A 20,408-nucleotide genomic window follows, 5' to 3' on the forward strand; every position below is an offset into this window, starting at 1 on the left:
AGCTGTAGAAGTTATACATGAGTCTCGTTTTTTAAGACAAGCCAGACCGTTGCCGGTCAGTATGTTGACTTGCCGCGCAAATCTGCGCTAACTACTCCCTCACGGGCTTTTCAATTTATAAAAGTATATCACGATTTTGTGTAAAGGTCAAGCTCTCAATGGCAGCCCAAAGTTTGAGTATTGCAGACCCGCTGCACTCAGCCTTTTTGACCATGAAAACAAAAGAGCAAATTGCCGCGTTCATCTCAATGCCATCTTCCGGTATTCCCCCGGAAGCAAGCCGGTGCTTAGACGAAACAATTCGGCGAACCGGCTGGCGCTTACATATCCTACGGTTTGGGCGATTTGACCGATGGTCAAATTGGTCGAGGATAGCAAATGCTCCGCCTGGCTCATGCGGCGCTGCTGTATATACTCTGTGATGGTATAGCCGTGAAATTGCTTAAAACAGGACTTAAGCTTCGTTGTACCCATGCAGGCAATCCTTGAGAGACGGATAAGAGGCAAATCAAAGGCAAAATGGTCGTTTATGTAGGATGTAACTGTTTCAATCTGTTTTACATCCTGAAGAGAAAGCTTAACTTCCTGTTTGAATGCGCATTTTTTCTGCCTTTCCACAACCAGCGAAACTGCTTCGGCAACTTTGGCTTCATAAAATAATCTTGCTGAAATTCCTTCGCCCCGATAATTCTTTACCTGGCTCAAAAGCCTTGCCATCTCCGGAAAGTTTGTGGTCTGCCCCACATGGGCAAAGGCATCATGGGGATTTAAATATTCTCCGGGATATTGTTTTTTTAAGTAGTCTTCATAATAAGCGGGCATAATTTCAATGCCTATGGAGCAAATGGGTATTTTTTTATGGATAAGAATCTTATAGGGCGTATATCCTCCGATGATGCTTTTGATGCACCCGGCAGTAAGCCTCCGGTAAGGAGATAATTCTTCACCGGATATGGATTCAAATTGTGTGATGTTTAAACATTCGGGAAGATCAAATTCCATAAAGGAATCCTCATGAAAATAAAAATCATGGATTTTAATATCAAACAAATTTTTCTGGCCGTAGATCCAGTAATATCCTTCCCCCATATCCTCTGAAAGCTTCCAGCACAAGCCGGCCCTTCCATATCGCTGATTGCCCGGGTTGGGAGAAAAGCCCCGTTCGGATAGCATAGGTCTGTAAATATCTTCAATAATATCTTTCAATTACGCCGCCTCCTTGCTATGATCGGACGTTTCTTTGCCAGGAAAAGACGAACTGTGTTTCATGGGATTGCCATCCCCGGCACCATAGAGTATTGTTATAATTAATAGTTAGATTCAGCTAACTGAAATTTTAGCATGACTTTTTAGCATCGTCAATACAGACGGATAAAAGGCTGCAAATCGAGGAGGGATTTATTAATGATAAACCAGACAGAAACTGAAAAGAAGGTGCTGACCGTAAAAGACCTTGTAACGGCGGGAATTTTTACGGCATTGTTCTTTATATTTACGTTGATAGGCGGTATTGTGTTTGCCCCTAATCCTGTTTTAACCTTCTATATGCCTTTAGGCTCAGCATTGCTGTGCGGCCCCATCTTCCTGCTGCTGGTTGCAAAGGTGCCAAAACCACGTGCAGTAACCATTCTCGGTGTCATTGTAGGACTGATCTTTTTTGCCACGGGAATGCACTGGGCTATGGATATTGGTTATATAATCATGGGCATAGCTGCCGACTTTGTAGCCGGTATAAAAAAGTACAAAAGCAAGGGGATGAACATACTGTCATATATGTTGTTCTGCCTGGGCGCAACGGGGAGCTACATTGTATTTTTTATTGACCCTGAAGGATGGACAAGCGCAATGCTGAAAAACGGAACGGAACAGGCATATATTGATACTATGGCGGCCTCGGCTCCGGCATGGATGCTATATGTTATTCTCTTCGGCACCCTTGCAGTAGCGGCTTTCAGCGGCTGGGCTGGAAGCAAGCTTATGAAAAAACAATTTGAAAGAGCCGGGATTACCGCATGATTGTTTCAGGCAGAACACAAGGCATTAACCCCGACCCAAGAACTAAGCTTTTCCTTCTCTTAATGGTTATTCTGGCTGCCGCCATGTCACCATCCCTTAGCTATGAGCTTGGTCTTGTAGTGTTGATTGCGGTATTCGGTGTGTTTTGCGGGGGTATAAAATACAGCCTTATTTCGGCTTTTGCCTATGGCCTTATTTATATTTTTACCCTTTTGGTGCTTGATAAAATAACCGGCGGGCTAAGGACCACGTTCATTGCCTTTCTGGGGCTGGTTCACAAAGTCTACCCTTGCGGTATGTTGGCAGGAATTATGATTTCCACAACAAAGGTCAGCGAGTTTATGTCCGCCATGTACCGCATTCGTGCGCCTAAAAAGCTGGTTATACCGCTGGCCGTAATGCTCCGTTACCTGCCTGCAGTCCGGGAGGATTGGAGCTATATAAAAGATGCTATGCGTATGAGGGATGTGTCTCCAAGCCTTAAGGGGCTAATAACACGGCCTGCCATGACGATGGAATGCGTATACGTGCCGCTTATGATGTCAGCCTCCAAGGCTGCCGACGAGCTTTCCGTAGCAGCCGTCACCCGTGGAATTGAAAATCCAAAACCGCGGACCTGCCTTACGCAGATCTTGTTCGGAGTGTCTGATTTAGTATTGGCCGCCTGCTTTCTTCTATATTTCATGGCAGGACGGTTTATATAGGAGGGGATTATATGATTGTATTTGAAAATGTATCCTTTACCTATACGGGGCAGGAAGGAGGCGGGCTCCGGGATGTGAGTCTCACTGTTAAAAGAGGAGAATGCGTCCTTTTATGCGGACGCAGCGGCTGTGGGAAAACTACGGTTACCCGGCTAATTAACGGGCTTATTCCCCATTTTTATGCCGGTACTTTAAAGGGAAGGGTGGCGGCAGGTAACATGGAGGTTTCCGAAACACCGATGTACCGCATTGCCGATAGCATTGGCTCGGTATTTCAAAATCCCCGGACCCAATTTTTCAATACGGATACGGACAGCGAGATTGCCTTTGGAATTGAAAACCAGGGGTTGCCGCCCGACGAACTTAAGCGCCGTGTTGAGGAAACCGCCCTTAAGCTGGGTATCCGGGAGCTTAGAGGGCGGAATATTTTTGCTCTTTCGGGGGGAGAAAAACAAAAAATTGCTTTTGCATCGGTTTATGCCATGAATCCGGATATTTATCTATTGGATGAGCCATCCTCCAATCTGGATATGAAGTCCATTAAAGAACTGGAAAAGCACTTAAGGCTTATAAAAGAAAGGGGCAAAACCATCCTGATTGTCGAACACCGGCTGTATTATCTGATGGGGCTTGCAGACCGGATTATTTATCTTGAAGACGGCGCTGTGACGGCAGAATATACGGCGGACGATTTCCTGAAGCTCTCCGAAAAAGTGCGGGAGGACATGGGGCTAAGAGCCACGGACCTTGGTCGGCTTTTACCGGAAAAAAGAGTAGAAAAAAGAGAAGCGCCAACACTGGACATAGGCAATCTTACCATCCGCCATAAAAACAAGGTGATATTGGACAAAGTAAGCTTACAGGCATCCCGGGGCGAAGTGATCGGCGTAGTCGGCCATAACGGAGCTGGCAAGACCACCTTTGTAAGGGCTTTGTGCGGCCTCCACACAAACTGTGAAGGACAGTTTATATGGGAGGGCCGGCTCCGAAACGCAAAATCCCGGCTGAAGCTGTCCTATCTGGTTATGCAGGATGTAAACTATCAGCTGTTTGCCGAGACAGTGGAAAAAGAGTGCTCCCTTGGCATAAAAAAGCCCGATGAACAGTTGGTGCAAAGGACAATGGATGATCTGGGACTTACACCCTATAAAACCAGGCATCCCAACACTCTGTCCGGTGGACAGAAGCAGCGTACGGCAGTGGCGGTGAGCATGGTCTGCCGTAAGGAAATTCTGGTTTTTGACGAACCTACCAGCGGCCTTGACTATGATGGCATGGCCAGAGTTTCGGGGATTATTGGCAAGCTGGCGGCCATGGGAAAGATTATCTTTATAGTTACCCATGATTATGAACTGGTTTTAAAGGCCTGTACCCGCATCCTTCATTTGGACGAGGGAGAAATACCGGAGGATTTGTCTGTCCTACCGGAAAACCTCTTAAAACTCCGGGACTTGTTCGGCGTTACCGGCAGTTCCATGGAAGAAAAGGTGTGATGTTATGAATAAAACTAAAAAAAACCCTATACTCTTGCTGCTTAACTGGGCCGGCGGCAGCAAATATTATCTTATGCTGTCGGCCCTTCTCTCTTTCTTCAGCGGGCTGTGTACCATGGTTCCTTATTATGGACTTTACCGGCTGATGGATGACGTTTTTTCCGGCATGTATACGAGGGAAAGTATCATTAATTATTGTATGGTCATAGGTGTTGCAGTGATCGCCCGGTTTGTACTGTTCGGGATTTCCGGCATTGCTTCCCATAAGGGCGCTTACGGCGCGCTGTTTAAAGTCAGGTGCATGATCACGGAACACATGGCAAAGGTGCCGCTAGGGGCCCTTAATGAGAGGAGTACGGGAGAAATCAAGACGGTGATGAATGAAGAAATTGAAAAGCTGGAATTATTTTTAGCCCATCATTTTCCGGAGCTTATTTACTATCTTACAGGCCCCGTTGCGGTATTTATCTACCTTTTAACCGTCAATGTACCTCTTGCCCTCATATCCCTGGCTCCTCTGATATTTGCCGTTGCCGTCATGGCCCTTATATTCCGCAACACCGATTATATGATGGTGAGGGCTAACCGCTCCATCTCAGCCTTAAACTCAGTCATGATTGAGTATATAACCGGAATGAAGCTCATTAAGGCCTATAACATGGGCAGCCATTCCTTTCAAAAATATTCCCGTGCGGTAGAGGAGGAGAACAGCGTATGGAATGAGATTTCCCGTAAAATGGCGCCACTCTATGCCGCCTTTGTTGTGATTATTGAATGCGGCATGCTTCTGATGGTGCCGTTAGGAGGCCTGCTGTTTTTAAAAGGGTCCCTGACCGCAAGCGCTTTTTTGCTGTTTGCTTTTGTCGGCTCTCTGTACCTTACCGAGCTTCGCCCCCTGCAGGAGCTGGGCAGCAATTTTGCCCAGGTACTGACTGCCATAACCAAAGCCGAGGAATTTTTAAGCCTTCCTATTTTTGAAGGAGGATATTCTTTCCCCGGAAGTCATGATATAGAACTTAAGGATGTCCGTTTTTCCTATGACGGAAAGACCGATGTGCTGGAAAAATGCAGCTTCAGGATAAAGAGAGGAGAAAAGCTGGCTTTAGTTGGCGCCTCCGGTGCCGGAAAAAGCACAGTTGTTGAACTGATCTCCCGCTTTTATGATGTTTTGGAAGGAGAAGTACTTATCGGCGGAACAGATGTCCGAGTCATCAACTATGAAGAGCTTTTGCAAAACATAGCCATGGTCTTTCAGAAAACCTTTCTGACCCGTGACAGCGTCTTTGAAAACATCAGGATGGGGTCCGGCGCAGCGATTGAGCAGGTGCGGGAAGCGGCAAGACAGGCCCAGCTTGACAGCTTTATCATGTCTCTGCCCCAAGGTTACGATACCAAGGTAGGCAACTTCGGTGCGCGGTTTTCCGGCGGGGAAAAGCAGCGAATAGCCATCGCCCGGGCTATTTTGAAAAACGCTCCCATCCTGATTCTGGATGAAGCAACCTCGGCTGCCGATCCGGAAAACCAGCTGGAGATGGACAGGGCTATAGAAAATCTTTGCAAAGGCAAAACCGTCATTATTATTGCCCACCGGTTGGGGGTTGTGAAAATGTGCGACCAGGTTGCCGTTGTGGAGAACCGTACTCTATCCTGTATGGGAACTCACCAGGAGGTTCTTGAGGGAAACGACTATTACCGCAGAGCCTGGGCAGACTACGAGGCGGCGCGGGGCATTACCTACAGTATGGAAGGAGGGGACGGAAGTGAAAGACAGTAACCCTTTTGGGAAAAATAAAAGATTTTATTTCAGCATCTGCTGCAATGTAGCAGAAGGGCTTCTTTCCGGATGCAACTTTTTACTGCTTTATAAAATTATGAAATTCCTCTGGGAAGGAGAGGCAGACTTTTCCCGTATTATGTATATGACCGCCATGCTGGCCGCTGTCTTTGCAGTACGGCTTATCATCTACAGCCTTGGGTATACTCAGGGGCAGATAGGAGGAGCTGCCGTAAGCAAGAAGCTTAGAATGTCGCTGGGGGATAAGCTGAAAAAAATTCCGCTGCCACGATTTACCCAGGGTCAGGTGGGACAGTATGTCAATACAGCCACAAGCGATGTCAACAGTTACGAGAAAATTCTGACTCACAAAGCCGGAGATCTGGCAAAGAATTGTTCCCTGTCTTTGACGCTGATTGCTTTCACAGGCAGCATTGTCCCTTCTGCCGGGGTGATAATGCTGTGCGCATTTCTGCTCTTAATCCCGGCTCTGTGGATTTCCTTCAGGGCGGTAAAAAAATATGGGGCAAGGAAAAACGCTATAACCGCGGAAGCAGTGAGCAGCATGGTGGAGTATGCTACCGGAATCCAGACCTTTCGCGCCTACGGCGTGGGCGGAACCAAGAATAAAACGGTCACCGCCGCCCTAAAAGCTTTCAGTGATATCAGTTTTGTTTACGAGGTTAAAATAATTCCTGTGGGAGTGATGCTCAGCATTCTTGTATGGCTAAGCCTGCCCCTTACTATGTGGACAGCCTCCATCCCATGGGCACAAGGGAGGCTTGACACCATATCCTATCTGCTCTTGTGCATGCTTCCGCTATTTTTTGCCAAGCTTGAAGGCACCATATTTATCGACCTGACCAGCTATAAGAATCTGACCATCTCTAAAGGCCAGATTATGAGGGTGCTTAATGAGCCCGAAGAAATTAAAAAGGCTGGATTATTTGAACCAAAGACTCATGAAATCACTTTCAGCCAGGTGGATTTTGCCTATATCCCCAATGAGCCTGTCTTAAAAAAGGCGGAATTTACTGCAAAGAACCGGAAGTTCACAGCCATGGTGGGAGATTCCGGTTCGGGTAAATCCACTATATTAAACCTGATCTCAAAATATTACGAGCCTCAGGCCGGGCAGATTTTAATGGGCGGGAAAAAAATTGGCGGTATTGCGGCTGAAAGGGTGCTAGAGAATATCTCCATGGTGGATCAGGATGTATTCCTGTTTGACGATACAATAGGTAACAACATCCGCTATGCCAGGCCGGATGCCACCGATGAGGAAGTAGTCGAAGCCTGCCGGGCGGCCAACTGTGACGAATTTATCCGCAAACTTGAAAAGGGCTATGACACCTTTGTGGGAGAAAACGGAAACCGCCTCTCCGGCGGAGAACGCCAGAGGCTGTCCATCGCTCGGGCTATTTTAAAAGACAGCCCTATACTGCTGCTGGACGAGGCAACGGCTTCTCTTGATATTGAAAATGAGCTTGCCGTCAAGGAAGCCATTGTAAATCTCCTCCGGAGGAAAAAGACGGTTGTAATGATTGCTCATACACTGTCTATAGTGAAAAACGCAGATAAAATATTGGTGGTTTCGAGGGGGGAAATTGCAGAACAGGGAACTCATGAAGAATTGCTGAAGAGAAATGGTAAATATGCTGCCATGTGGCAGGCGGAAAACTCTCTCTAAAAAAAATTCAGGTTTAAATGTTAAAGGCTGTTTCGGTAACTAAGCTAAATTAGTTATAGCGACAGCCTCATATGTTACCTCATTTATTTTTATATGCTTTCTATCATTTTTATCATGTTAACAAGCCAGCTCCCGTTGAACAGCTCAATAGTCCCAGCATCGCAGGCCGCGGAAAGCTTAGGATCAACAGGCAGTTTAGATAGGGTTCCTATGCGGGGATTTTTCTGCAATATCATCAATGCGGCTCTGTCCAAAAACATGATATTCCTTTTTGCAGTCGGGGCAGACAACATAACTCATATTTTCCACCAGCTCAATCACCGGAATATCCATCATTCGGGCCATATTAACGGCCTTTTCCACAATCATGCCCACCCCATAAAGCGTTTTGGTTATGTCCGGAATTCATCATTGAAAGCATGACTTTCCCACCAAGTCCTTCAAGCTTGCGTACATTTTCAAAAAAACTTTTTATGATTCCCATAAATTCACCTCATTTCTTAGCTCATTTTCCTTGACTTCAACCAGAGGCCTTTGCGTTAACGTGCGTCTACTCTCCGCTGTATTTATAATGGATATCCCCGACCCCCTCGCCGGCAAACAGCTTTAGCCTATCATCGTCGCATAATTCTTTGATTAGCGGGATGAATTCCTTTTTGGTACCAAAGGATACGCTGCTTATATTAACTGCTCCATTAGGGTGGATAAAGGCTTTAGGCTTAGGGTCAATATTAAAGTAGGTCATTAAAAACGGAAGTTGAATATCGTTGGGGAATGCGCAGGTGAAGCGCAGCTTTCGCCCTTTTGTATCGTCTCTTTTGGAAGGCATCGTAAACCAGCTCTGGTTATACTTTTTAAGAATAGTCAGCTCTGCATCAAGGTTGGTTTTATAGTTTTCCAACGCCAACCCGCAGGGGCCACCGGGGTGGTTATCCCAATAATCCAGCCGATCGGCAAACTTCCCTTGTCCAAAGATGCGCAGAATTTGCTTAACCGTCCGGGGCATGCCGGTAGATCCTAGAATCTCCAAGTAAGGCCCTTCGGAAAAATAAATAATTGCGTTGTAGGGATTTTTTTCTTTGCCGTATTCCACATCAAATCCCATGGCAAGGAACTCCTCAACACCCTGGTGCAGCTCCTTCACCTTATATATAATATGGCTTAATTTCATGATCTCACCCCCATAATGTTATCCTATTCTAACTATAGCACTCCCTCACCTGCTTGACAAGAGCGGCAACCGGGATTTTTAACTAAACCGGCATTCAACAAAGGCAATACCATTATATTGCACTCAAAAAGGATTATATAATACAAATAGTGGTATAATAACGTTGCTGATATAAAGCAAGGCTAAAATAGCAACAAAATTCTTGAAGCATAAAGACATTAAGCCTTACAATAGGATATAATATATTTGATTTTTATATGTTTTTATGCTAATATATTTTATGTTCTTATTATGCGCCCGTAGCTCAGCTGGATAGAGCACTAGACTACGAATCTAGGCGTCGCACGTTCGAATCGTGTCGGGCGCACCAAAACCCCTGTAAGTTCAAGGCTTGCAGGGGTTTGTAATTTCTCGATATTTTGGATTTTCCCACATTATTCCCACACTAGAAAAGACAAAAATAAAAAGGCTATGCAAATAAGTCATTTAATTTATCTACTGCTCTTGTTTTTTCTTCAGGCATTACATGGGTATATATCTTTGCTGTGATAGATATATCACTGTGCCCTAATAGCTCCTGCACTGTTTTTAACGGGACGCCCCTCTCGAAGAGTTTAGTTGCGTATGTATGCCTAATGGCATGAAATTTGCGATATGGGATATTTGCTTTTTTAAGTATCCGTGCATAGCTCCGGAGAAAATTACTGGCATCTATAGGGTTGCCTAACTCGGTTGTAAAGACATAATCAGTTTCATTATAGGATGAGCCGGCATCAGCCTTTTCCTTCTCCTGTTGCCGCTTATGATCTTCTAAAGTGGATAGTATATTTGACGGAATAGGAACTGCTCTCTTACTGGTTGGAGATTTTGGCGTTTGCTCTATTATTTTATGCTTTCTGGATGCATCTGCAGCGATTATGGTCACTTTTTTTAATGACTGCCTTACCTTTAATTCCTTTTTCTTAAAATCAATATCGGACCACTTCAGACCCAGCAGTTCCCCCTGCCTTAGGCCGGTACCGAAATCTAATAAATAAAGGGCCTTCATCCGGTGCCCTTCCAAGGTCACTATAAAGTGTTTTATTTCCTCATCAGAAAAGGTGATAACTTCCGTTTCTTCATTGTCTTCGCTCATTTCTGTGGTGCCTGGTATTACTATTTTCTTGCCGGCACAGGGATTTTTCAGAATATATCCTTCATCTATTGCGTAATTAAAAAATGTCTTGAGCAGCTTATTTAGAGTGTTTATAGAATTGCTGCTTTTGCTGTCGTTTTCATATAGGCTATTATAATAACGTTGCAGCTGTATAGATTTCAGAGTATCTAACTTTAAACCATATATGCTGCTATCCTTAATGTAATTCCTATATATCCCTTCATATTTTTCAAAAGTTGTAGGTTTAATTTCATTAGATACCCTCATAACTTCGAATAACCAGGAATGCATTAGCTTACCCAAAGAAGTATCCTTAAAATCGATATTGAGCCCATTTTTTATGCCATTAAGATAGTTATCTCTTAAACCTTCTGCTTCTGTTTTGCTTTTACCATAGAATTCTTTACGGATTAACTTCCCTTCCGAATCTCGGCCTATAGAAGTTGTTACCCGGTAATATTCGTTGCCGTTTTTAGAATAGTTTGTCTTACGTGCCATATGTACACCTTCTTTTTTGAAAATAAATTTAAAAAGGAATGGAGTCATCATTTATTAAAGTCGTAGATTCAAAGTCGCTTTGTTGCTGCTCGTTTTCAATTTCGTTTTTTTCTTCTGACCAACTTTTTAGGTAGTCATATTTATAAAAAGTTGAGGTACGACCACACACTGTACAGTATCTAGCATTACTTGTTAATTTAACATTGCACCCTGGCTCGACAACATATTCCTCGTTATCAACATCAAAAGCAGTCTTTCCAGAACATTCTTGAATCAAGTAAGCACCGCATATTTTGCAATAAGCTTCAGAACCACTGACATCTTCATTATCACATCTTGGACATATTTTAGCATGCCCATCATCATATAAAGGTACGCCTTCTTTATACTTCATTTTTCCGTCACCTCTAATTAATTTATTGTTTCCACATATTGGACAAAAATTCGTATTGCTATCAGCTATAAATGTATAATTGCATTTCGTACACATTCGGCTATGAATAAAGTTAAAAAACAAAGCTATTACTTTTATATCTTCTGCGCTAAAAAATTGATTAGCTTTCCACTTTTTATAACTATTAAATCTATTAATAGAAGCTTCATTAGATAATTGACAATACGATTGAATATCAGAAGCACTTTTAACTTCAAGGGCATTTAATATTATCGGGGGAGCAAACAGTGAACTGGCAAAATAATTGGCTTCACTCTCTAAAATACCATATTCTTTATCACTTAATTTGCTCCTAAAAATACGGGTTTTATCTGAAAGTTTATGATGTCCAAGCATAACATGTCCTAATTCATGTGCTATTGTCCATCGTATTCTGTTAGATTCATTTATGTTTATATCATTATAATAAATCAAATAAGAATCTTTTTTTACCGAATAATCCGTACAACCGTCTTTACTATCTGCATATCTAATCATTTCCGTAATTGTAAGATTGAATTTCTTCATATGCATGGAATAAGGAATAAGCCTGCATTTTATATTCTTTTTAATATGGCTATTAATTTTTTCTATATCTACAGGAAGAGAAGTAATCTCAGACGCTTTTAACAGATTGTAGACAATCCGCTTAATTAAGCTATACCTTATACTACTCGGAATCTTCATCATCAAAATATTCTTCAAAACTTAACTCAAGTATTTTTATCATTTTCTCTCTTTCCTGCTTAGGCATTTTTTTTCGAGCCCTTTCAATTCTTCGGATATCTTCATCTTCAATGTTTTCTAAGTCTGCTTGTTTAATTAATTCAGTGTTCAATTCAATATTTAGATTATTCAACAGGCTATTATTGCTTTTTTTAAGATAAGGCAATAAGTCTTTAAATTTAACCTGCTTTAATAAATCAGAATTAATTGTTTCTAATAAATTTTTATCTATAAATAAATCTGGATCGCTCTTGTATAATGACACAAAAAAATCATATGCACTGACAGAATTGAACGCAAGCAAAGTATATTTTTCAATTTCTTCTGCAGTCAACCTTTTATCTGCAAACAGTTTATTGTCTAGAAGAATACCTTTTATAGAATCAGGTAAATTGTTGGTTATTTCCATATGACTTGGATTTTTAGTACGTCCTAATAAATAATCTATTGTAACTCCAAAATAATCTGCAACTTTTTGAAGTTTATCTATAGAAGGCGAGTTGGTATTCCATTTATAGATAGCGCCTTTGCCGAAATCCATTTCCTTTTCAAGTTTTGGTATGGTAGTATTATATTTTTTACATAGCTGCTGAATATTTTCTACTAATGACATATAAAGGCCTCCTAAACTTACTAAAAATAGCTGAAAATTTAACATTGTGCTATTGACTAACTGAAAATATTCGGTTATGATAATCTTAATAGCTGAGATATTGGCAAAAAGGGTAACAAAAAATAAAGGTTTAAGCACCTGTTTTAAAATCGTTCCCCAACGATATTATATGGTTTTATTTGCCTTATTTAATATTAGAATATTTTCTAATGCTTGTCAATATTTTAGCTGAAAATTACCAATAGTTGCAAGAAGGGAGGGAATATACATGCAAGCATATTCAGAGTTTGGACTAAAAGCAAGAGGTGCAATGTTGCAAAAAAAGATTACTATGACATCTCTAGCAAAAGAAATGGGTGTCTCCGTTTCGTATTTATCAGAGATTCTTAAAGGTACCAGGAGCGGGACAGAGCAAAAAGAAAAGATTGCTAAAATTTTAGAAATAAATGTAAAAGAGAATTAATGATAAATGTGGCATGGCTAATTAAGATTGTTGATTAAGCAGGTATTCAAAGGAGGGATATAAGTGAACGAATTGACAGTAATTAATCAAAACGGACAGTTATTAATAGACAGCAGAGAAGTTGCAGGGATGACGGAATTTAAACATTATCAGATATTAGAAAAGCTGGAAGGTACCAAAACTGTAAAAGGAATTATACCAACAATGACTGACCATAAAATTATGGTGAGTGATTATTTCATTGAATCTTCCTATAAGGATGCAAGCGGCAAAGAAAATAAATGTTACCTTTTTACTAAAATGGGCTGCGAATTTATAGCAAATAAATTTACAGGCGAAAAGGGAATTTTGTTCACTGCTAAATATGTTAAAAGGTTTAATGAAATGGAACAGGCATTAAGACAACCACCTCATTCGGAAGATAAGGAGAAACTTGCAGAAGCACGTCTTAAGAATGCCAATGCAAAAGGCGCCAATGTTCTTCTTAAAATAGCAAATAGTCAAGACTTAAGTAAGGAATACAGACAGATCCTTTACTCTTATGCAAGTCAGATTATTGCAGGCAAGCCATTATTACCAATGCCGAATGTAATAGAAAAAACGCTATCGGCTGAAGAAGTCGGATTAGAGTTAGGTATAAGTGCTAACATGGTAGGCCGTATTGCAAAGGAGCATAATCTTAAAACTGAACAGTATGGCAAATGGTTTCACGATAAGTCTAAATACAGTAATAAAGAGGTTGAATCCTTCAGATACTACGAATCAGTTATTCCGATTATAAAGGCTATATTAGAAGCTTAAGAGGAGGGAATTGCGTGGATATCACTTCGGAGCAGCTAAAAACTATAGTTTCAGAAGCTATTCGAGAGGCAGCACCGCAACAACCCAAATTAACAATGACAATCCTCGAATGTTCAAAGTATAGCGGTATCGGCAAAGATAAGCTTATGGAACTGGCACATAATCCTAATTCTGGCTTTCCCTGCTTTAAAGTAGGTTCCAAATTTTTAATTAATCGAGATCTCCTAATAGCATGGCTAGATAAGATTACAAAAGAAGGGAGGGTATTGTAGTAATTAATCCTCTAAAAGCTATGAGATAGGAATGAAAATGTGGGGAAAGGCAAAAGCACTACACTTAGACATGTAAAGGAGATGATATAAAAGTGGAGCATAAAGGTATTGAAATTCTGAATGCTGACATTAAGGCATTAGGGATGCCTGTAATGATATATCAAACGTTCGGATGCGTTATATATGCATATCCGGATGCAATAGAGGAAGATGAATTTGATTTTGTGTTTAAATGCCAAGGAAAAACCGTCGGCAGGTTATCTAAATCAGGTGAACTTCTAATCAAGGAATGCCATAAACCTGACAATATGGTTATAAGCTGCAAAAAGTGTTACAGGGTCTGTGAAGAAAATGGTAGGGGGATAAATGCATTTCTATGCTGGGGAGAGTGGATAAATGAAAGACAAGATATTAAAGACTGTTGATAGGCATGATTTATACATAAATGCTTTCTTTAATACTTTAGAAGCTTACGGGAGGGAACCTGACCAAAATATAAAACCGCTTATTAAAAAGTTAATCGTTTATGGAGTAAAGGCAATAAACACTAAAAAGAAGCCGGAATACATAACCGAGGAAGGGGAAACAGCAGACTTTCAGTTTGCAGAAATTATAAAAGACTGTATAGGAGCATTGACGCCAAGGGAATTTATGAATTTGTTCCCTATAGATAAAGATTATGACGGCCACAAATATGGTGCTAAAGATTATTTTTATACCATGGATTATATAAGAGGCCTTGGTATTGATAAGCCTATAGGCGAAGAAGTTACAGATTTTCTATGGGATTATATGAATGCAGAAATACATGAGTTCCTAGCAATTTCATTCAGCTTTGTAAGTAATTTAAGACATTTGACCGGGCAAAAAGGCATAGCCGAAGAGTGGCTTGAGATGAATGGAATAACGACCTATACAATGCACAAGGACAGCCAAGGCAAGGAATATATGATAGATAATCAAACCGGTAAAACAATCAGAATTAAAAAGCCAAGGCCGAGATATCTTAAGGCAAAGAAATAATAAATTTATAATCTCATGAATTACAGAGAGCTATGTTTAAAGCAATAATTTTAAGGTAAAAATGGATGTGTAAAAGCAAATTACATAGTTCTATAAAAAGCTCAAGAGCTAATGGAATATGAAGGTGAAGATACATGAACGTATATAGGTTACTAACAAAGAAAGACCTTGCAGAGCGTTGGAAAGTAACTACTTCAGCTATAGACAACTTTGTAAGGCAAGTTAACACCCTGCCGTAACGTTCCCGGGGATATGAGGTTTCATCCGGATTATATTGCTGAACTTGAGGGAGTAAAGCTTGATAAGTTTTCTCCACTGGAGCGGCGGAATCTCGAAAGACAAATTGAAGAATTAAAAGTAAGAGTTGAGAAAGCTGAAAGCGCTCTCGCAAAGATAAACATGATTAGCCTGGAAGCTTTGTATTTAAGAACTAAAGAAGATTGATGGAAGGAGGTGTGAAAATTGGCATGGTTGTTATTAAAGGCAGCCTCTAGAAAAACCGGCCATCCTGAGCATAGACTACGACAATGGTGCAAACAAAAGAAAATCCGTTTTAATATGGCCGGGAATAGATACATCATAAATGATGAATGGTTGGATGAAGACTTAGAGAAAATGGCATTGGAGAATATAAAACCTCAAAATAACAAAAATGAGTACGGCAAGCTCCGTAAAATTAACGCTTAATGGAGGGAGGAATGGATATTGAATAAATTAATAGTAAAATGCCCTTGTATTGCAGTACAAGAGCATAAATAAAGACCTGAGATTTAATTAAATACTCAATACTAATTTAACATATTTTCCTGGGAGTTTCAATCTCTCCAGGGCATAAATATTGAAAGGTGGTAATAAAATGAAAACTTATAAAAAGCCATTTGATATAAAAGCCTTTGATATAATGGGTGCGCGTGAAAGTCAAGACTTATTTGCGATAATTGATTACAGGCAAGATGCATTTTGCAAAAGTGAAGAATATAAGACCATTGACAATAAAATTCTTGCTCTCAAAGAAGAAATCTTAAAAACAAGTAAAAGCGATATTGAGATTCCTTTAAAAAAGTTATTAGATGAAATAACTAATTTAGAATGTACCTGCTATAATGCGGCTTATAAGGATGGCATGAGTGATTTAATGGTGGCTTTGACTTTAAATAAAATACAAATAACAGAAGCGGAATTTATTCTGTAGCAACAACAATGAAGCGTCATAAGTACATAATGGCTGCAACCTATATGTATATTTATAAGTAAAGTAAATTATTCTATATTTATAAAAAATATATGCAAAATTGGTTGCGGATATGTCTTTATCGGAAGTCTATTGTGATAATTGAGGTACCTTGTTTATAACGAAGTACCTCTCCGTAAAGGCAGGTGATGGATAAAATATTAATGATGGCATATTTTATCCTCTGTTAAAAGTTATGGATTATTACAACTTCATCATATCTATAGAAATCGAAGATATTAAAGGTAAAGTTGGTGAGTGCATGTCAAAACCTCAACTAGAAGATGGATACACAAAAATAGCAAATGAGCTATTAGAACAGATATATAAACTGCCTTTAAACGGTACCCAGTTTCGAATTATTGCAGTTATTATTAGATATACATATGGCTATAGCAGAAAAGAACATGAAATGTCAGAATCCTTTATATCTTCAAATTCAGGCATATATAAAAGGCAAGTTCAAAGGGCACTGAAAGAACTTATTGAGTCTAAAATTATTACTGTTGTAAAGGAAGCATCTTTTAATTCATCGAGGGTTATAGCAATCAATAAAAATTATGCTGAATGGTGTTTGAAAAAACACCAGGTGACAAAAAAGACGTCAGATGACGTAATAGACGCCCAGCCAGGTGACAAAAAAGACGTCTCGCCAGGTGTCCAAAAAGACACCCATATAAAGAAAATATATAAAGAAAATAATAAAGAAAATAATATATTGTCAACGGAGTTGACTCCGTATACGGAAATAATGGACATGTTTAACCGTATATGTACCACCTTGCCTCAGATAAAAGGGATAACAGGTAACAGGAAATCTTCAACACGTAGCCGATGGAAAGAGCATCCGGACATTAATTTCTTTAAGCAATTGTTTGAAACCGTTGACAAGAGCCAGTTCTTAAGCGGTAGAAACGATAAGTGGAAAGGGTGCTGCTTTGATTGGATTATGAAGCCTTCGAATTTACAGAAAATAATTGAGGGTAACTACGATAACAAATCAGATAAAGTAAATGACGTATTCGATTTTGATTTCAAGGGAATAAGGAGATGATTGGATGAACGCAGACAGAATAATGAATCTAGACGCCGAGAGAGCTGTATTAGGAGCAATAGTCTACAACAATGATTTATTATGCGACGCGAATTTAAAACCGGATGATTTTTACAATAAGGAACATGGCACTATATTCAGCCTTATGCAGAAACTTTACAAAGAAAATAAAACAATAGATGTTGTGGTCCTCCTTGAATACCTAAAAGGAACCTCAGCAACGACATATATAAGCGACTTGATGCATTCAAGCGGATACTTAAGCAATATAAAGTCACATGTAGAGATTGTAAAAGAAAAATCTAGGATGCGTAAATTGTGGAATGTACTTTTAAAATCCATGAAAGCAGCTGAGCAGTCAGACGAAAGCACTAAAGATATACTTAAAATTTTGGATGAACTACAGATTGATGAAAACGACACCGAGATACTAAGCGATAAGGACATATTTAATTTAACCGTATCGAGCGTAGAAAGCAATCAAAAGAGGGGTGGTGGTATCTTAGGTATACCTACGGGATTTGCAGACCTAGACGACGCTATAAATGGCTTACAGGATAAAAAATTATATATAGCTGCAGGCCGTCCCGGAATGGGCAAAAGTGCATTTGCAGTAAACGTACAACAGAACATTTCAAATAAGCGCGGTGCATATTTCAGCCTGGAAATGTCAGAAGAGGAACTTGGCATAAGGAGAATAGCGTTAATAAGCAATACTAATGCGACACAGCTTGAACGAGGCAACTTGGATAATGATATGTGGCAGCATGTTATGAAAACAGGACCTATCTTCTACGACGGCAAAGGTCTGACATGTACCAAACAAGGTATGTCAGTAAACGAAATAAAGCAGTTGTGCAAAAAGATAATCCTCCAAGGGGGCTTGGACTACTTGATAATAGACCACATAGGTATACTCGATATGCGGGGAATGGGCAACACAATAAGGGAGCAGGTAACAAATGTGTGCATTGAGCTTAAAAGAATGGCGAAAGAGTTTAATATTCCAGTGGTTGCATTAAGCCAGCTGTCAAGGGAATGTGAAACAAGGCCAAATAAAAGGCCGTTACTTAAAGATTTGAAAGAATCCGGAGGAATAGAAGAAAATGCAGACGTGGTTTTGCTCTTCTACCGGGACGAATATTACAACAAAGATACCGACGATAAAAACGCGATAGAGGTAAATGTCGCAAAGCAAAGAGGGGGCAGAACAGGGACAATAAAATTGCACTGGCAGCCTGAGTATCAGAAGATTGGCAATTTGGAAAGGTGGCGAAGTTAAAACGGATAGATGGGGGCTATATGAACTTTTAAAGAGCAGTAGAGATATAGACGCAGCCATTAAAAAGATTGAGACAATGGACATCATGGAATTAAGGGAGGGTGTAATAGAGTATTTAATATCAAGAGGACATAATGATTGGGAAAGAGAAATTGCGACATGTAAAGAATCAAGGTCATGATCGATATTTTAAATATTCAGTTAGATAAGAAAAAAGGGAAGGGAGAAATAAAAAGATGAATCATTTTGAAATAATGTCTATAGACGCAAATATCAAAATGAATGCAGAAGTAGAGGGAAAGAATAAAGAGGAGCTTAAAGAGATTGTAAAGGAGCTTAAAGAGTGCGGTGTATTACTCTATCAGAGTAGTAAAATTATGCTTGAAAAAGTTTATCAGCAAGATTATGAAGCTATCAATCATATAGGGCAGTCTTCAGAGAATGAGAAGATACCGCTATATATATAAGTGAGTTAATTTCATAATTTCTATCCATTGAAAACAAAGGCTTAGAAAAGGTATAAAAAATAGTTTACCCCGATCCGATAAATAATTTGTGCAAATAATCCACAGAAAGGGGTAAACTCTTGTTACAAATTATAAATCGGCAAAAAACATTATTTACTTTAGAGGAAATTTTAGAAAATCCAGCAAAACTTATCCACATTTTCAGTTTTTGAATTATGAAATATCCTCAAGTGCTAAAGGCGAAATATAATATCCTGTTTCGGTAGAAAAAAATATACCCTTATGTTCTAATGGAGGAAAAATATGATCCATATGGATTGAGGGGGCAAAACAATGGATAAACTCCTAACCAAAAAAGACTTAGCCGAACGATGGCAAGTTTCCACAAAGACAATAGAAAACTGGGTAAAAGAAGGCAAATTAACGCCCTGCCGTAACATTCCCGGGGATATGAGGTTTCATCCGGATTATATTACTGAACTTGAGGGAGTAAAGCTTGATAAGTTTTCTCCACTGGAGCGGCGGAAAATGGAGCGAGAGATTGAGGAATTGAAAGTAAGGCTTGAAAAAGCCGAGGGAGCATTAGCAAAGGTGAGCATGATAAGCACAGAGGCAGTTTACTTTAAGCTAAAAGAAGCTTAGAAAGGAGATGGATATTTGAACGAATTAACAGTTATTAATCACAATGGGCAACTTTTAATAGACAGCAGGGAGGTAGCAAGAATAACGGACAAAGACCATTCAAATCTGATGAGGGACATCAGAGGATATATTGATATACTCGATACCCCGGATTCAAATTTGAAGGCGGCTAATTTCTTCATAGAAAGCACTTATATGGATAGACAAAATCAAGAAAGGCGTTGCTATCTTCTCACCCGCAAAGGCTGTGATATGGTAGCCAACAAAATGACAGGTGAAAAGGGAGGCGAAATGATATAGCCATATCAAGAGAAGACTTAAATGTATTAAAACAAATTTTTGGTGAAGAAGCAAGAAAAGCAGTGGAAGTAATTCTAAAAGCTAAAGAGCAACGAGATAACGAACAAAGAAATTATTTTAAAGATACTGAAAAGTTATTATACAGTTATCCTGTATTGAAGGAAAAGATAGATTTAGATCAGGAACTTTTATTTAATCCTGATGCTGTAATATATCCAAAAGAGAAATCAAAAGATATCATAAGATATTTAAATAGCAGCAATGCATCGGAATTTGATATTGACCAGTACACCGAAAGCGTAAAGTCAACCATGATAAAAACTAGAGCAGAGGTTGTAAGAATTGAAAGGGCGCTCAAATGCATAGAAGATGATAAATATTATAAGATAATTGAATTGAAATATTTTCTTAAAAAAAATAGCCAGGAGCAATATACATATGAAGATATTGCGTTTATATTAGAAAAGGATGAAAGTACAATCAGGAGGAATAAAAACCGTTTGATTACTAAGCTTAAGCTGTATCTGTTCGGTGCAGAGGCCTTGACAAGTTAACAATAAAATGCACGATTTGACGCCGATTCCGCGCCCTGTACAATC

General features: G+C 39.8%; 27 protein-coding genes and 1 tRNA gene. 21 read left to right on the forward strand and 7 right to left on the reverse strand.

Annotated elements, in window-relative coordinates; translation table 11 throughout:
- Positions 1 to 240 precede the first annotated feature (240 nt).
- Positions 241 to 1,206: a helix-turn-helix domain-containing protein gene (locus tag OXPF_RS16965; RefSeq protein WP_054876423.1), complete on the reverse strand. Its 966-nt coding sequence runs from the start codon at positions 1,204 to 1,206 to the stop codon at positions 241 to 243.
- A 198-nt stretch (positions 1,207 to 1,404) separates the two neighbouring features.
- Between OXPF_RS16965 and OXPF_RS16970 the strand changes: the two genes are divergently transcribed.
- The 5 genes from OXPF_RS16970 to OXPF_RS16990 are packed head-to-tail and all read left to right on the forward strand — an operon-like array spanning position 1,405 to position 7,677.
- Positions 1,405 to 2,016: an MptD family putative ECF transporter S component gene (locus OXPF_RS16970; RefSeq protein WP_054876424.1), complete on the forward strand. Its 612-nt coding sequence runs from the start codon at positions 1,405 to 1,407 to the stop codon at positions 2,014 to 2,016.
- Positions 2,013 to 2,720, forward strand: a complete 708-nt coding sequence (locus OXPF_RS16975) for an energy-coupling factor transporter transmembrane component T (protein WP_054876425.1) — start codon at positions 2,013 to 2,015, stop codon at positions 2,718 to 2,720. Before OXPF_RS16970 ends, OXPF_RS16975 begins: the two co-directional genes overlap by 4 nt.
- 11 nt (positions 2,721 to 2,731) lie before the next feature.
- Positions 2,732 to 4,213 carry an ABC transporter ATP-binding protein gene (locus tag OXPF_RS16980; protein WP_054876426.1) on the forward strand — a complete coding sequence of 494 codons (1,482 nt, stop codon included), beginning with the start codon at positions 2,732 to 2,734 and terminating at the stop codon, positions 4,211 to 4,213.
- A 4-nt stretch (positions 4,214 to 4,217) separates the two neighbouring features.
- On the forward strand, positions 4,218 to 5,987 hold the full coding sequence (locus OXPF_RS16985; protein WP_054876427.1) for an ABC transporter ATP-binding protein: 1,770 nt from the start codon (positions 4,218 to 4,220) through the stop codon (positions 5,985 to 5,987).
- Complete coding sequence (locus tag OXPF_RS16990) at positions 5,974 to 7,677, forward strand: ABC transporter ATP-binding protein (RefSeq protein WP_054876428.1); 1,704 nt, start codon at positions 5,974 to 5,976, stop codon at positions 7,675 to 7,677. The genes OXPF_RS16985 and OXPF_RS16990 overlap by 14 nt, the downstream gene beginning before the upstream one ends.
- Before the next feature lie 195 nt (positions 7,678 to 7,872).
- Here the strand turns inward: OXPF_RS16990 and OXPF_RS23210 are convergent, their stop codons facing one another.
- From OXPF_RS23210 to OXPF_RS17000, 3 genes are all read right to left on the reverse strand, one after another.
- Positions 7,873 to 8,040, reverse strand: a complete 168-nt coding sequence (locus OXPF_RS23210) for a P-loop NTPase (protein WP_242854446.1) — start codon at positions 8,038 to 8,040, stop codon at positions 7,873 to 7,875.
- A complete protein-coding gene (locus OXPF_RS22620) occupies positions 8,024 to 8,161 on the reverse strand; it encodes a hypothetical protein (protein ID WP_160317251.1) in 138 nt (45 codons plus the stop codon). Before OXPF_RS22620 ends, OXPF_RS23210 begins: the two co-directional genes overlap by 17 nt.
- Positions 8,162 to 8,227: 66 nt before the next feature.
- Complete coding sequence (locus tag OXPF_RS17000; RefSeq protein WP_242854447.1) at positions 8,228 to 8,848, reverse strand: VOC family protein; 621 nt, start codon at positions 8,846 to 8,848, stop codon at positions 8,228 to 8,230.
- A gap of 293 nt (positions 8,849 to 9,141) precedes the next feature.
- Between OXPF_RS17000 and OXPF_RS17005 the strand changes: the two genes are divergently transcribed.
- Positions 9,142 to 9,218: transfer RNA gene (locus OXPF_RS17005), tRNA-Arg, on the forward strand.
- A 99-nt stretch (positions 9,219 to 9,317) separates the two neighbouring features.
- On the opposite strand, the gene OXPF_RS17010 is transcribed toward OXPF_RS17005, so the two are convergent.
- The 3 genes from OXPF_RS17010 to OXPF_RS17020 are packed head-to-tail and all read right to left on the reverse strand — an operon-like array spanning position 9,318 to position 12,274.
- The gene (locus tag OXPF_RS17010; RefSeq protein ID WP_054876431.1) at positions 9,318 to 10,502 is read right to left on the reverse strand and encodes a tyrosine-type recombinase/integrase; all 1,185 of its coding nucleotides are present in this window, start codon (positions 10,500 to 10,502) and stop codon (positions 9,318 to 9,320) included.
- Positions 10,503 to 10,530: 28 nt separating this feature from the next.
- Complete coding sequence (locus OXPF_RS17015) at positions 10,531 to 11,625, reverse strand: ImmA/IrrE family metallo-endopeptidase (protein ID WP_054876432.1); 1,095 nt, start codon at positions 11,623 to 11,625, stop codon at positions 10,531 to 10,533.
- A complete protein-coding gene (locus OXPF_RS17020) occupies positions 11,606 to 12,274 on the reverse strand; it encodes a helix-turn-helix domain-containing protein (protein ID WP_054876433.1) in 669 nt (222 codons plus the stop codon). Before OXPF_RS17020 ends, OXPF_RS17015 begins: the two co-directional genes overlap by 20 nt.
- A 268-nt stretch (positions 12,275 to 12,542) precedes the next feature.
- Between OXPF_RS17020 and OXPF_RS17025 the strand changes: the two genes are divergently transcribed.
- From OXPF_RS17025 to OXPF_RS17095, 15 genes are all read left to right on the forward strand, one after another.
- Positions 12,543 to 12,737: a helix-turn-helix domain-containing protein gene (locus tag OXPF_RS17025; protein ID WP_054876434.1), complete on the forward strand. Its 195-nt coding sequence runs from the start codon at positions 12,543 to 12,545 to the stop codon at positions 12,735 to 12,737.
- Between the two features lie 63 nt (positions 12,738 to 12,800).
- Positions 12,801 to 13,538, forward strand: a complete 738-nt coding sequence (locus tag OXPF_RS17030; protein WP_054876435.1) for a Rha family transcriptional regulator — start codon at positions 12,801 to 12,803, stop codon at positions 13,536 to 13,538.
- Positions 13,539 to 13,552: 14 nt separating this feature from the next.
- On the forward strand, positions 13,553 to 13,810 hold the full coding sequence (locus OXPF_RS17035) for a MerR family transcriptional regulator (RefSeq protein ID WP_054876436.1): 258 nt from the start codon (positions 13,553 to 13,555) through the stop codon (positions 13,808 to 13,810).
- Between the two features lie 92 nt (positions 13,811 to 13,902).
- A complete protein-coding gene (locus OXPF_RS17040) occupies positions 13,903 to 14,235 on the forward strand; it encodes a hypothetical protein (protein WP_054876437.1) in 333 nt (110 codons plus the stop codon).
- Complete coding sequence (locus OXPF_RS17045; RefSeq protein ID WP_054876438.1) at positions 14,207 to 14,833, forward strand: hypothetical protein; 627 nt, start codon at positions 14,207 to 14,209, stop codon at positions 14,831 to 14,833. Before OXPF_RS17040 ends, OXPF_RS17045 begins: the two co-directional genes overlap by 29 nt.
- A 252-nt stretch (positions 14,834 to 15,085) precedes the next feature.
- A complete protein-coding gene (locus OXPF_RS23215; RefSeq protein WP_242854448.1) occupies positions 15,086 to 15,277 on the forward strand; it encodes a hypothetical protein in 192 nt (63 codons plus the stop codon).
- Between the two features lie 18 nt (positions 15,278 to 15,295).
- The gene (locus OXPF_RS17055) at positions 15,296 to 15,520 is read left to right on the forward strand and encodes a hypothetical protein (protein WP_054876439.1); all 225 of its coding nucleotides are present in this window, start codon (positions 15,296 to 15,298) and stop codon (positions 15,518 to 15,520) included.
- 169 nt (positions 15,521 to 15,689) lie between these two features.
- Positions 15,690 to 16,025 (forward strand): hypothetical protein, encoded by a 336-nt coding sequence (locus OXPF_RS17060; protein ID WP_054876440.1) that lies wholly within the window; start codon positions 15,690 to 15,692, stop codon positions 16,023 to 16,025.
- 235 nt (positions 16,026 to 16,260) lie between these two features.
- Positions 16,261 to 17,118: a replication protein gene (locus OXPF_RS17065; RefSeq protein ID WP_054876441.1), complete on the forward strand. Its 858-nt coding sequence runs from the start codon at positions 16,261 to 16,263 to the stop codon at positions 17,116 to 17,118.
- 4 nt (positions 17,119 to 17,122) lie between these two features.
- Positions 17,123 to 18,400, forward strand: a complete 1,278-nt coding sequence (locus tag OXPF_RS17070; protein WP_054876442.1) for a replicative DNA helicase — start codon at positions 17,123 to 17,125, stop codon at positions 18,398 to 18,400.
- Positions 18,372 to 18,581, forward strand: a complete 210-nt coding sequence (locus OXPF_RS17075; protein WP_054876443.1) for a hypothetical protein — start codon at positions 18,372 to 18,374, stop codon at positions 18,579 to 18,581. The genes OXPF_RS17070 and OXPF_RS17075 overlap by 29 nt, the downstream gene beginning before the upstream one ends.
- Positions 18,582 to 18,636: 55 nt before the next feature.
- Entirely contained in the window at positions 18,637 to 18,867 is a 231-nt protein-coding gene (locus OXPF_RS17080) for a hypothetical protein (RefSeq protein WP_054876444.1), read from the forward strand.
- Positions 18,868 to 19,200: 333 nt separating this feature from the next.
- Positions 19,201 to 19,509 carry a MerR family transcriptional regulator gene (locus OXPF_RS17085; protein WP_054876445.1) on the forward strand — a complete coding sequence of 103 codons (309 nt, stop codon included), beginning with the start codon at positions 19,201 to 19,203 and terminating at the stop codon, positions 19,507 to 19,509.
- A gap of 15 nt (positions 19,510 to 19,524) precedes the next feature.
- Positions 19,525 to 19,809: a Rha family transcriptional regulator gene (locus tag OXPF_RS17090; protein WP_054876446.1), complete on the forward strand. Its 285-nt coding sequence runs from the start codon at positions 19,525 to 19,527 to the stop codon at positions 19,807 to 19,809.
- A 62-nt stretch (positions 19,810 to 19,871) separates the two neighbouring features.
- Positions 19,872 to 20,363: a sigma-70 RNA polymerase sigma factor region 4 domain-containing protein gene (locus tag OXPF_RS17095; protein WP_054876447.1), complete on the forward strand. Its 492-nt coding sequence runs from the start codon at positions 19,872 to 19,874 to the stop codon at positions 20,361 to 20,363.
- The last annotated feature ends 45 nt before the right edge of the window (positions 20,364 to 20,408 follow it).

It is taken from the genome of Oxobacter pfennigii, from assembly GCF_001317355.1.
Taxonomy (GTDB): domain Bacteria; phylum Bacillota; class Clostridia; order Clostridiales; family Oxobacteraceae; genus Oxobacter; species Oxobacter pfennigii.